This is a genomic window from Leptodesmis sp., from assembly GCF_052746595.1.
Window position 1 is genome coordinate 1 of sequence record NZ_JBRAGO010000120.1, and the last position, 12,457, is coordinate 12,457.

Genomic DNA, 12,457 nt, shown 5'->3' on the forward strand with positions numbered 1-12,457 from the left:
TCAAAAGAAAATAAATCAGCACGCAGTTGGACAGAAAGTCGGCTGGCCACCTGACAGAGTACCTCTCTTTAGCTAAAGTCATAGGAGTTTAGATTGGGCGCTCATTTTTCCATGCACTGTAACCCCAACGTTAAACCAATTACGAGTGGCCCTAGTTCACCCATCCTAATGACTGAACCGTTGATTGAACTGAGAGGAATTTCTAAAGCTTTTGGCGATCGGATCATCCTGGATGCGGTCGATTTAAAGATTTACCGGGGAGAGGCGCTTGTAATTATCGGGCCTTCGGGAACGGGAAAATCCACAATCTTGAGAATCATTGCAGGGTTGTTAGCTCCTGATGCAGGCGAAATTTATGTGCAGGGGCATCGTCGGCAGGGGTTAATTGAGGATGCACCAGATCCGATCGGCATTGGCATGGTGTTTCAGCAAGCGGCGCTATTTGACTCTCTGACGGTCGATGAGAATGTTGGGTTCCTGCTCTATGAACATTCCCGACTTCCCCAACAGCAAATTCGAGAGTTGGTAAATCAACGACTGGAGATGGTAGGTTTGGGAGGAATTGGCGATCGCTACCCGGATCAGTTGTCTGGTGGTATGAGAAAGCGGGTGAGTTTTGCTCGTGCCATCATGGCCAATCCAGATGATCCCACCGCTACACCAGAGGTGCTGCTGTATGATGAGCCAACGGCAGGGCTGGATCCCATTGCATCTACGGTAATTGAAGATCTGGTACGACAACTCCAGCGCGCTGAGGCTGGGTGTAGTACCTACGTGGTGGTGACCCACCAGCAAAGTACCATTCGTCGCACGGCTGATCGGGTACTGATGCTGCATCAGGGAAAAATTCACTGGGAAGGAACAATTTATGAGATGGATACGACTGATAATCCTCTCATTCGGCAATTTTTGAGCGGAGACGTTAATGGCCCTATCCAGGTAACTGGGTAGGATGGTTGGCAGTGAATGATTGAGGGGGGAGGCTATGCGATCGCGGACAATGCGGGAAGGTTCAGTCGGGCTACTTATCCTGCTTGGAGTGGGCCTGTTTGTAGCCTTTGGACTGTGGATTCAGGGATTACAACCCGGTAAACGCAGCTTCAAAATCTTCATTGAGTTCAAGAACACGGCTGGACTGCAAACGGGCGCAGTAGTTCGGTTTCGGGGAGTTACTGTAGGCAAGATCACCAACATCAGGCCAAAGCCCAATCTGGTAGAAGTAGAGGCAGAACTGTCTCCAGCCACCCTGATCATCCCTAAAGCTGTAGTAGCTCAGGTTAATCAATCTGGCCTGATCAGTCAGACGGTACTTGAATTGGTGCCTACCCGTCCACTCACCGTGCCAGTCAATACCAGTCCTCTGGATAAAAATTGCGACGGCACCCTGATCCTTTGTAATAATGCCCAGTTGCCAGGAGAATCAGGAGTAAATTTTGATGAACTGGTGCAGTCTACGGCCCGTTTTGCCACGATTTACAGCAGTCCAGAATTTTTCAATAATGTGAATTCTGTGGTGAAGAACACATCAGATGCCGCTGCAGAGATTGCTATTCTGAGTCGTGAATTCACCCAACTGACCAAAGCCATTCGGCAGGAATTAAAATCCTTTGCTGCGTCTGCCCAGGCTATCAGTTCTACTGCGAATAAACTGGGAGTCACAGCGGATCAGGTGAATAGTCTACTGGCAACAAACCGCACCAATTTAGTAACCACGCTAGATAATCTCAGCCAGACCAGTACCCAGTTGCGATCGGCTGTCGGCAGTTTTAGTTCTGTTCTGGATCAGACTGAGCAAGGGCAATTAATACAAAACTTGCAAATGTTAACTGCAAACGCTGCAAAGGCATCAGCAAATTTGAGATCGGCTTCAGATGCGCTCAGTAGCCCAACCAACTTACTGATACTCCAGCAAACCCTGGATTCGGCCAGGGCTACGTTTCAAAATGCTCAAAAGATTACGGCAGATCTGGATGAATTAACGGGTGACCCACAGTTTCGCAATAATCTAAAAAATTTGGTGAATGGGTTGAGTAGTTTAGTATCGTCTACCCAACAGCTAGAACAGCAAGCCCAGATGGCTCAGATTCTTGCCCCGATCGCTACTTCTCTCAAGCAGCCCAAGGCTAACGAAGCAGGCCCCATGCCAACCTCTCCTACCATAGGAGCCGTGGAGAATCGGGCAGAAGGGAACCGGGAGTAAAAAGTGGCGTAGAACGTAGGGATTCAGGAGGAAATCATGGCCCGTGCCACTCGATGATTTATATTGGCAGAGTATCTGGCCTATGACGATGAAACGGAGATCCTAATCAAAAACCCCTGGTTTTCAGACCAGAGGTTTTTGAAAGCTTAAATAGTTCACCGCAACGCCGTTTTACCTCAGTTTTTGACCTGATATAAACCAGGTGGGTACCGTCTGCCGAGACTTAAAGTTTCCGGGACATACCCGGTCTACTGCCGTCCGATTCGTATGGTGCCCTTGTTCAAAAAGTATAGATCATAAAACAGTATTGGCAGTCACCAACGTCGTAGTAGAACCTTCAATTATTCTAGCGTGCCAGCCTGAATGTGGAGTGACTTACCTCACAATCTTTCTCCACCCATCCGCCCCGCTCTCAGGGGAATTGGAGAGACATTTTGCCGCAACGTCTCTACCACGTATCCAGCCATCTATCTGGCGGCTACTTCCACTCCGGATGTCTGGCTTCTTCGCACTTTCCAGCTCCCAGATAATTAATAGCGGCAATCATTTGATGTAGCCGTCCTAAGTCGCGTTGGTTGAAGTGTAAGAGCAGACGAGACTTGCCGATCGCCATGTCCTGAGCTTCTTGAGGCAAGGCATGGCTTTTTTCAATCCGGCCTTTTAGCAAAATATCACCAAAGTCCTGATTCAACTGCTCGACGGCTTCGTCAGAGATTTCCATATTTAGACGGATGACCAGGCGGTTACCCACATAGCGGGATGAGTGGAAAACGCTGTAAAATCGAGCGATCGCTGCACAGGCTTCGTCTATCCGGTCGGTGATAGTAAATAGGCTGAAATCATCAGCGCTGATTAATCCCCGTCGTAGTAGTTGCTTACGCATGTACTCCATCCAATCAAGCCAGTAGTGGCCACCGGGATGGTCAATGAGTACCAGTGGCATCGGAGAGGATTTGCCAGTCTGACTCAGGGTAAGGCACTCAAACGCTTCATCCTGGGTGCCAAAGCCACCAGGAAACAGCGCCAGGGCATCACTTTCTCGCAGGAAAAAGAGTTTCCGAGTGAAAAAGTACTTAAAAGGGATCAGTTTGTGATCGCCCTCAATAAAAGGATTCGCCCCCTGTTCAAAGGGCAGTTGAATATTCAGGCCAAAGGATTTCTCTCGTCCGGCCCCTTCATTGCCTGCCTGCATAATTCCTGGACCAGCGCCTGTGATCACCATGAAACCCAGATCGGTAACACGCTTTGCAAACTCTATCGCCATTTGATACTCTGGCGCTCCCCGGGCAATGCGGGCAGATCCAAAAATTGCCACCTTGCGGACGTGTCGGTAGGGATACAAGGCCTTAAATGCCCGCTCCATATCTTGTAAAGAAGCATTCAGGATTTTCCAATCCAGGCGATCGATCTCTCCCTCGGTCATCCGCACTAGAGTTGCCAGGGCCAACTGAATCAACTCACCATGCTTCATATAAGGAGTTCGGTCTAGCAAGCGATTTAAATCCGCTCGTAGTGATTCAGAGGCATCAAACGACGGGGATGAAGTCATGGTTCCCTCCTAACTGGCAGCATTCTATTCTATCTAAGAATTCAGCCTCATCTGTGTATTGAATCAGAGCTACTACGACAAAAGCAGGCGATAGCTTCACAATACCCAGAGGAAATAGTGAGATGAACAGATGGAACAGATGGAGCAGTTATCACACTGAAAAAGACCAATTACGAACCGAAGTTTGGTCTGTACCGAGGCAGCAAAACGCGATGATACACAAACCCAGGGCTAGAAATGCTTCTTGAAGGGTTTATAATTGCTACCCCCGAAAAATGTTTGCATTCAAACTTTATATACACTATTCTGTTTATATGCAAACAGTATGAATTAGTTTGTTTGCGACTCTTTGGTTAGGAGAACACAATGAACAAACCTTTTATTGCTGTAACACAGCCCTCTGTCATGAAGCTGAAATCGGGAGCTTAACTTCCCTTTCTCCTGGAGGCGTTACTGATGATTACGATTCGCCGATCGCACGAACGAGGTCACGCCAATCATGGTTGGCTAGATTCCTATCACACCTTTTCTTTTGCCAATTACTAAGATCCTGAACATATCCATTTCCGCAGTTTGCGGGTGATTAATGAAGATCGGATTGCTGCCAAAGGTGGCTTTCCGACTCATCCACACCACGATATGGAAATCATTTCCTATATAGTATCTGGCTCCCTGGCTCACCGGGATAGTTTGGGTAATGTGGAAACGATCGGCAGGCATGGCGTGCAACGATTTACTGCAGGGACAGGTATCACTCACAGTGAATTCAATCCTTCGGCCACGGAACCCACCCACCTGTTGCAAATCTGGATTCTGCCAGAACAACAAGGGCTGACTCCGAGCTATGAGCAAAAAGTATTTGAGCCAGCCGACTATCCGGGAGAGTGGGTAAAAGTTGCCAGCCGCGATGCCTCCGACGGCTCCGTGCTAATTCATCAGGATGCAGAACTGTATACAACCGTGCTGGCTCCTGGTGAGCAACGGATCTATACCCTGAAACCCGATCGCCATGCCTGGGTGCAAGTGGTGAAAGGGGAAATCTCTCTGAACGGTCACAGGCTTGATGCCCGGGATGCAGCGGCTGTCAGCCAGGAAGAAAAGTTGCTGCTGGATTCCGAACCTGGAGCAGAAGTCTTATTGTTTGACTTGGCCTAAATTGAGACTACTCTCAGGGTGCTGCCGGATACACTGACTTCTAACCTTGAGCAGCGTGTAAAAGTTTTTGGATCTGAAATGAAGGATTGGGAGGGAAAGTATGGCACTAGGAATGCTGGTGGACGGGAAATGGACGACGGAATGGACAGAACGAGACAGCAGCGGCAAGTTTAACCGGATGCCCACTCAGTTCCACAACTGGATTACGGCAGATGGCTCCAGTGGTTTTAAGGCAGAAGCCGATCGCTATCATCTTTACGTTTCCCTGGCTTGTCCTTGGGCCCATCGAACGGTGATGATGCGATCGCTGAAAGGCTTGCAACAGGTGATCGGGTTGTCGATCGTGGATCCAGTACTGAGCGAACAAGGTTGGATGTTCTCAGATGCTCCGGGGGCAATTCCCGATTCTGTGAATCATGTCTCTTATTTACAGGAAATTTATCTCAAGGCCAAGCCGGATTATACGGGGCGGGTAACGGTTCTAGTCCTGTGGGACAAGCAGACTCAGACAATCGTCAATAATGAATCCCGCGAAATTATTCGGATGTTGGATACGGAGTTTATAGCGATCGCCAAATCTGATGTTGATTTGTATCCCCAAGATTTACAAGAGTAAATCGATCAAACTATTGATGCGATCTATATACCGATTAACAATGGTGTATATCGTTCTGGTTTTGCGACCTCTCAGGCCGCTTACGAAGAGGCCGTGACAGAGTTATTTCAAGCACTCGATCGCTGGGAGCAGGTTTTGGGACTACAACGCTATCTGTGTGGAAATCGTCTGACAGAAGCAGATATTTGTTTGTTTACGACACTGATTCGCTTTGATTCCATCTATCACGATCACTTTAAGTGCAACCTGAAGCGAATTATGGACTATCCCAATCTCTGGAATTACCTGAAAGATCTTGACCAACATCCAGGGATTCAAGAAACCTGCAATTTGGATCACATCAAACGGCACTATTACATGAGCCAGACGGCCATTAACCCCAATCGTATCGTTCCCAAAGGCCCGTTGATTAACTTCAACGAACCGCACGATCGCGATCGCTTCGGTTAAACGGCGATAGGAGCGATCGCAATTAAACCTTGTCCAAGTCCAGAACCGGAGTTTCTCTGATGTCAATGCAGGCAATGATCTATACAAAGTATTAACCATGCTGCGGCAGTTGGCGGCAGTGGTACAGCGCTAGCGATCGCCTTAAAGTATCCTTCCACTCTCAAATCCTGGCATAATGGGGGAGTTTGCTTAATTTCGTCAGGGAACGCTGGGTTAGGTGTTTTCCTGCGCTTTTGGGCGTTAAACTTGGACTTTAGAGCTTTGACAGTAGACATCATGCGAACCCATTATTGCGGTCAACTCCGGGCAGAAAATATTGGAGAAACAGTTACCCTATGTGGTTGGGTAGACCGTCGTCGAGATCATGGGGGCGTGATTTTTATTGACCTGCGCGACCGTACCGGGATTGTGCAAATTGTCAGCGATCCGGAGCGCACACCAGAGTCCTACCCGGCTGCAGATAGTTTGCGCAATGAGTATGTGGTGAGAATTACTGGGCGAGTCAGCCAGCGACCAGATGAATCGCTGAATCCCCGCCTAGATACGGGTGAGATAGAAATTTATGCCGATCAGATCGAGATTCTGAATGCGGTGCGGAAACAACTTCCCTTCCAGGTGTCTACCGCTGAAAGTGAATCTGTGCGGGAAGACCTGCGTTTGAAGTATCGCTATCTGGATCTGCGGCGGGAGCGGATGAGCCGCAACCTGCAACTGCGCCATCAAATTATTAAAACCCTGCGCCGCTATTTAGAAGATCAAGAGGGATTCATTGAGGTAGAAACTCCCATCCTCACCAAATCCACCCCAGAAGGAGCGAGAGACTATCTGGTGCCCTCGCGGGTGAATCCGGGGGAATGGTATGCCCTGCCTCAGTCGCCCCAGTTGTTCAAGCAATTGCTGATGGTAGCGGGATGCGATCGCTATTATCAAATTGCCCGCTGTTTCCGGGATGAAGACTTGCGGGCCGATCGGCAGCCAGAATTTACCCAATTGGATATGGAAATGAGTTTCCTGTCCCTGGATGAGGTGCTGGAACTGAATGAAAAGATGGTTTGCCATCTGTTTAAAGTCATCAAAGGCATTGACTTGCCCCGTCCCTTTCCCCGACTGACCTACGCAGAGGCAATGAATCGGTATGGCTCTGATAAGCCGGACACGCGCTACGGACTGGAACTGGTGGATGTGTCCGATGTGGTGCAAGGCTGCGGCTTTAAAGTGTTCGCGGATGCCGTCTCGAAAGGAGGCATTGTCAAAATCCTGCCGATTCCCAAAGGCAACGACGCGATCTCAAATGTGCGGATCAAACCCGGTGGCGATCTATTTAAAGAAGCAGAACTCTGTGGAGCCAGAGGCTTAGCTTACATTCGGGTACGGGACGGGGAGATTGACACGATCGGAGCGATCAAGGACAACCTCAGTGAGGAACAAAAGCAAGAAATCCTCAGCCGTACCAACGCTCAACCCGGCCATCTGCTGCTGTTCGGAGCCGGAGACGCAGCTACGGTGAACAAAACCCTCGATCGCCTGCGTCAGGTCGTTGCCCGTGAACAGGAACTGATTGATTCTGACAAAACGAACCTGCTGTGGATTACCCACTTCCCCATGTTTGAGTGGAATGCGGACGAGAAGCGGTTAGAAGCCCTGCACCATCCCTTTACCGCTCCCTTCCCGGAAGATGTGGACGACCTGAAAACCGCTCATGCCCAAGCCTACGACCTGGTATTCAACGGCTTTGAAGTGGGGGGTGGCAGTTTGCGGATTTATCAACCCGATGTGCAACAGCAGGTGTTTGAGACGATCGGCCTGTCGCCAGAGGAAGCCTTCCAGAAATTCGGGTTTTTGCTGGAAGCCTTTGAATATGGAGCGCCGCCCCACGGAGGGATCGCTTATGGGGTCGATCGCCTGGTGATGCTGCTAGCCGGAGAAGAATCCATCCGGGATGTGATTGGCTTCCCGAAAACACAACAGGCCCGCTGCTTACTCACAGGTGCGCCCTCTGGAGTGGACGACAAGCAGTTGAAGGAATTGCATGTCGCTCCGGTGCGGAAAGGAAAGTAGGAGATTGGCTGCTCCCTGTTCCCTACCTATCCATCCACTCATCTATCCTTACCTCTCAAACATCCACCGCACCTGCTTCGGCAGCAGTTGTCTCAGATCGTACTGCTCCTCAATAGTTTTGCGGGCATTGGCTTTCAGTGGGGTCATTTTGTCAGGTTGGCTGAGGGCTTCATCAACCTGATCGGCGATCGCCTGGGGTGAAAAGAAATCGACCAGCCATCCATTTACGCCATCCCGGATTACTTCCATCACGGGGGCCGTTTGCGAACCGACAATCAAACATCCGGTGGACATGGCTTCCAGCAGAGAGCGGGAAAGCATGTAGGGATAAGTGAGATAGATATGCACCGAAGAAGCTTGCAGGACTTGTAAATACTCTCGGTAAGACAACGGCCCGGTAAAATGAATGCGCGATCGATCCAGAGGCAGACTTTCGAGCATCGCCTGTTTGTAGGTTTTGCCGTCGGGTAAAGGCTTGCTGTAAATCGTCCGATCTTCTCCCACAATCACCGCGTGACAGTTCGGACGGCGACGCTGCAGCAGGGCGATCGCCTGCATCAGTTGGGGAAAGCCTTTGTAAGGTTCCAGCCCAGGACTCACATAAGTCACCAGTTCTGAGACATGCGACAAATCCAGACCCAGAGCGGGAAGCACTAACTTCGCATCCGGTTCAGGTTGGAAGAATTCGGTATCCACGCCATCAGGGATGACAGAGATTTTGCTCTGAAAGTCTGGGGGAAATTGGTGATGTTGCCAGCGGGTGGGGGTGAGGGCACGATCGCAATTGGCCAAGTCAATCAGCATGGCAGCATTCTTCACCCGCAACCGCAGTTCGTCGTCTACCTGCAGTGGCACTGTGGGGTTAAAGTCCGCGTCAGATCCCCGTGCCCGGTAAAACCATTCGCAGTAACATAGCAGCCTGGTTTTTGGAAAAATATCCTTGACAAACAGGGGCAACCCCCATCCGGCATGAGCAAATACCAGATCAGGGGTAAATCCCTCACTTAGGAGAGCCTGTCCTAATCGATAAACGGCTTGCCCGTGCAGCACTGCATTTTCCAGCGGTCTGACATAGTGATGCGTGTGAGGAGACACCTCACGGGCAATGTTGAAATAGACTTTACGAACTCCGGGCAGTTCTCCATCGGGATGCATGGTGCCGAATACCACCTGATGATTGGGATCACTGGCTAGTATTGCTGCCCGATGGCGGAACTGAGCCGGAAAACTAGGATGCAGAAACAGAATACGCATAGGTTTGTGGGCTATGGGATAGGAGGCCGCTTAAAAGCATCCAAAAATCATAGCCAAACAAATCCAAAATGGATCACTAAGCCACTAAACCCGATCGCAGCGCACGTACCGCCGCCTGAGTTCGGTCTTCTGCGCACAGCTTACTGAGAATGTTGCGAACGTGAGTTTTGACCGTACCAACGGTGATGTAAAGTTTCTCTGCGATCGCCGCATTGCTGCATCCGGCCACGATCAACTCCAGAATTTCCAACTCCCGCTCAGTCAGAGGGTAGCTTTCCAGAACCTGCTCAAATTCCGGTTCTACAGCGCTAATTTCAACCGTCTTGGCCACGGTCACCGCCCGACCATTGAGCGTTCCCTGCCGCACCTGATGCAGGACGACATTGGCGATCGCAGGGTCAATCCAGGAATATCCAGCTTGAGTGGCATGGAGGGCTTCCACCAGGCGATCGATGCTGACATCCTTCATGCAGTAGGAATCAGCCCCTGCCGCAAACGCTGCCAGAACCGCATCTTCACTATCATGCATGGTCAGGATCAGGATTTTGGTTTTAGAGTCCGCCTGTTCTGCCTGATATTTTCTAAAGGTCTGCGTTAGCTCAATACCGTCCATATCGGGCAGACCAATATCCACGACTGCCACATCAGGCTGTAAAGATTGCAACACTTCCAGCCCTTGCGTTGCATTAGGTGCCTCGCCCACGATTTGAATTCCCGGTTGCTGCTTCAGCGCAGTTCGTAACCCAATCCGAGTCAAGTCGTGGTCTTCAATCAGAACAACGCTAGTATCACTCATAACCATCCATCCCTTTTTGTTCTTAATACTTAGCTAGGACTAGTTTTTTTACCTCTAAGAGCCTCTAAGAGGGTGTTTGAAAAGTCATTTGTTGTAACGAAAGGCAACTGTTGATCCCCCTTAGTCCCCCTTTTCAAGGGGGAGATCGGGCTCAAAGTCCCCCTTGAAAAGGGAGACTAAAGGGAGTCTAAACCATTTCGTCACCAGCAAGAGAACTTCTCAAACATCCTCTAAGAGGATGCTTTAAAATCACCCTGGCGACTGAAGTCGCAGCTATCCGGAGAAAACCTGCCGACACAGATTACTGAAAGCCTTGATGTATTGAGTCTGCGTCGGCGACTTGGTGAGTGTAGTCGCATTTTTAACCACCAAATACTTTTCAAATGCCCTCTAATTTATTACCTCTAAGTAGTTATATAAAAGCTTTTCCAACAAACAACATCCACCAATAGGCATAGGTATATTCCGACCGCCATAAACCTTATAGATAAGTCTGCTTTTATCATGCGATCGAGGTAACAAAACGATCGCTGCCAAAATAACCAGATCCAAGAATTATCAGGAACCGTAAACTGTGAATGCCAGCCAATCGACCAATCAATATTCCCTTAGTAGAAGATGATGAGGTAGACATCATGAATGTGAAGCGAGTGCTTCGCAAAAATAATCTTACGAATTCGCTTTATATCGTTGCAAATGACCTGGAAGGCTCTCCATGTTAGGCAAGAATGAGACTTTTCTATCATTCCTGCGGAGCGGCGGTTGATTTTGCTGGATTTGAATATGCCGGGTTAATAGTCACGTTGAACCATTACTAGGCATTGTGTGAGATGCCGTAGGAGAGGGTAGACAGGTGGGTGAGTGGGTGAGTTGTCGATCGGCAAACGGATTGATTATAATAGTACAAACATACTGTTGCTCCCCCTGAACCCATGACTAAGCATTACATCCTCAACCTGGATCCGGCGGCGAAGTATGAGTGGGATCGGTGTACTTTGCGCGACCCGATTACAGCTCAGCACCCGGCTCTGGCGGAACTGGTCGCTAAAGCTGTGGGCGAACGGGCTGGTTCCTATCTGGTGGCGGTCGATATTCAAGTCAAAGTTCTGGAAGCTACGCCTGTTCCAATCAATGCAATGCCTGCCCCTGTTGCTGAAGTTCCTGCTCGCCCCCCCTTGCCTCAACTGGCCGAATTAGTTGCATAAGCTAATAATTTTAAGTTTTGGGTTTTAAGTTTTGTATCGGACAAAGAACTCACAAAACTTAGAACTTAAACCAAGTCCAGCTAGAGAACGGTCATTTTCCCATCAGAGAAACTCCGGCTCTGGATCTGGACAGGGTTTAAAAGCTCATAACTCAAATTCCTGTTGTTGGAGGTTCTCATGAAATTAAGTTTGAGCCAGTATCCCAGTGCGATCGCTCAAGCGGCCCAATCGGTCAATAATATCAAACATCAGATTGCCGAAGTCCGTCAGCACTTGGCCCGGTTAGAGGGAAATGCCGATCGCATTGCTGCCTTTGAAGCGAATTTGAAAAATGATGCTCAACGGCGGGCACGCCGATTTGAAGTCTTGCAGGTGAATCCGGAATACGAACGAGCCTGTGATGCTCTAAATCGCCTGAATACCGAAAAAGCTCATGCCGCAGCCCAATTGGAACATCTGCGGAATGAATTCAGCGTCGCCAAACTGGAAACCCAACTGGCGATTACCCAGCAACTGGTCGGTCTGGAAACCAGAGAACTGGTAGGGTTGTAGGTCAAAGTTTTGAGGTTTGAGGTTTAAGGTTTGAATTCTGAGTCAGAATAGGAACAACTCCCAGATAACCCACGCACCGTTCAACCAAGTCCAGCTAGAGAACGGTCGTTTTCCGATCAGAGAAACTACGGTTCTGGACTTGGACAAGGTTTAAGTCCTAATTCTTAACTCGCAATTCTTAATTCTTAACTCTCCCATGTCCATTACCGTAACGTCAGAAGAAATTGAGCTATACCGGACTGACCTGGTAGATCATCCGGATGCTTTGGCGGCTTTAGACGTTCTGGAGGACTGTGAAGGCGATCTGGAGGATGCAGCCATTACTCTGGCAATTCAGGTCGGGCAGGAACCAGATACCAGCGATCGCTGGATTGATGGACTGGCTAAACGGTGGCGCTATGCCTTGTGTCAGGCAGAACTGCGAGAAGGGTTAGAGGATGGCTTAACGGGGGATGTGCTGACGGCAATCACCACCGCCACTGGCTTGCCCATGAAACTGACTACCCCGATCGCTATTTTTGTGATCAAAACTGGTGTCGAGTCCTTTTGCAAACCGTTGGCAGACAGCGGCTTAGTTTAAAGGTCAATCCTCACAGGTTCTTCAAACTTTTTTCCTAATCTT

Annotated in this window: 12 protein-coding genes and 1 other RNA gene; 9 read left to right on the forward strand and 4 right to left on the reverse strand. The window is 49.4% G+C overall.

What is annotated here, in order from left to right:
• Positions 1 to 168 precede the first annotated feature (168 nt).
• Positions 169 to 951 (forward strand): ABC transporter ATP-binding protein, encoded by a 783-nt coding sequence (locus ACUVQO_RS19925; RefSeq protein ID WP_445927578.1) that lies wholly within the window; start codon positions 169 to 171, stop codon positions 949 to 951.
• A 34-nt stretch (positions 952 to 985) separates the two neighbouring features.
• Positions 986 to 2,200, forward strand: a complete 1,215-nt coding sequence (locus tag ACUVQO_RS19930) for an MlaD family protein (RefSeq protein ID WP_445927579.1) — start codon at positions 986 to 988, stop codon at positions 2,198 to 2,200.
• Between the two features lie 151 nt (positions 2,201 to 2,351).
• On the opposite strand, the gene ssrS is transcribed toward ACUVQO_RS19930, so the two are convergent.
• Positions 2,352 to 2,535, reverse strand: a non-coding RNA gene (gene ssrS, locus ACUVQO_RS19935) — 6S RNA.
• A 143-nt stretch (positions 2,536 to 2,678) separates the two neighbouring features.
• Positions 2,679 to 3,749 (reverse strand): LOG family protein, encoded by a 1,071-nt coding sequence (locus tag ACUVQO_RS19940; protein WP_445927580.1) that lies wholly within the window; start codon positions 3,747 to 3,749, stop codon positions 2,679 to 2,681.
• A 573-nt stretch (positions 3,750 to 4,322) separates the two neighbouring features.
• Here ACUVQO_RS19940 and ACUVQO_RS19945 point away from each other — a divergent pair.
• The 4 genes from ACUVQO_RS19945 (at position 4,323) to aspS (ending at position 8,028) form a co-directional block, all read left to right on the forward strand.
• Positions 4,323 to 4,904, forward strand: a complete 582-nt coding sequence (locus tag ACUVQO_RS19945; RefSeq protein WP_445927581.1) for a pirin family protein — start codon at positions 4,323 to 4,325, stop codon at positions 4,902 to 4,904.
• A 100-nt stretch (positions 4,905 to 5,004) separates the two neighbouring features.
• Entirely contained in the window at positions 5,005 to 5,520 is a 516-nt protein-coding gene (locus ACUVQO_RS19950) for a hypothetical protein (protein WP_445927582.1), read from the forward strand.
• Between the two features lie 33 nt (positions 5,521 to 5,553).
• Positions 5,554 to 5,970: a glutathione S-transferase C-terminal domain-containing protein gene (locus ACUVQO_RS19955; RefSeq protein ID WP_445927589.1), complete on the forward strand. Its 417-nt coding sequence runs from the start codon at positions 5,554 to 5,556 to the stop codon at positions 5,968 to 5,970.
• 276 nt (positions 5,971 to 6,246) lie between these two features.
• Complete coding sequence (gene aspS, locus ACUVQO_RS19960) at positions 6,247 to 8,028, forward strand: aspartate--tRNA ligase (RefSeq protein ID WP_445927583.1); 1,782 nt, start codon at positions 6,247 to 6,249, stop codon at positions 8,026 to 8,028.
• A gap of 48 nt (positions 8,029 to 8,076) precedes the next feature.
• On the opposite strand, the gene ACUVQO_RS19965 is transcribed toward aspS, so the two are convergent.
• Complete coding sequence (locus ACUVQO_RS19965; RefSeq protein ID WP_445927584.1) at positions 8,077 to 9,282, reverse strand: glycosyltransferase family 4 protein; 1,206 nt, start codon at positions 9,280 to 9,282, stop codon at positions 8,077 to 8,079.
• A gap of 76 nt (positions 9,283 to 9,358) precedes the next feature.
• Positions 9,359 to 10,078, reverse strand: a complete 720-nt coding sequence (locus tag ACUVQO_RS19970; RefSeq protein ID WP_445927585.1) for a response regulator — start codon at positions 10,076 to 10,078, stop codon at positions 9,359 to 9,361.
• Positions 10,079 to 11,010: 932 nt separating this feature from the next.
• On the opposite strand from ACUVQO_RS19970, the gene ACUVQO_RS19975 reads away from it, so the two are divergent.
• From ACUVQO_RS19975 to ACUVQO_RS19985, 3 genes are all read left to right on the forward strand, one after another.
• Positions 11,011 to 11,283 carry a hypothetical protein gene (locus ACUVQO_RS19975; protein WP_445927586.1) on the forward strand — a complete coding sequence of 91 codons (273 nt, stop codon included), beginning with the start codon at positions 11,011 to 11,013 and terminating at the stop codon, positions 11,281 to 11,283.
• Positions 11,284 to 11,460: 177 nt separating this feature from the next.
• Positions 11,461 to 11,835 carry a hypothetical protein gene (locus tag ACUVQO_RS19980; RefSeq protein WP_445927587.1) on the forward strand — a complete coding sequence of 125 codons (375 nt, stop codon included), beginning with the start codon at positions 11,461 to 11,463 and terminating at the stop codon, positions 11,833 to 11,835.
• A gap of 196 nt (positions 11,836 to 12,031) precedes the next feature.
• Positions 12,032 to 12,415, forward strand: a complete 384-nt coding sequence (locus tag ACUVQO_RS19985) for a hypothetical protein (protein ID WP_445927588.1) — start codon at positions 12,032 to 12,034, stop codon at positions 12,413 to 12,415.
• Positions 12,416 to 12,457: the final 42 nt, after the last annotated feature.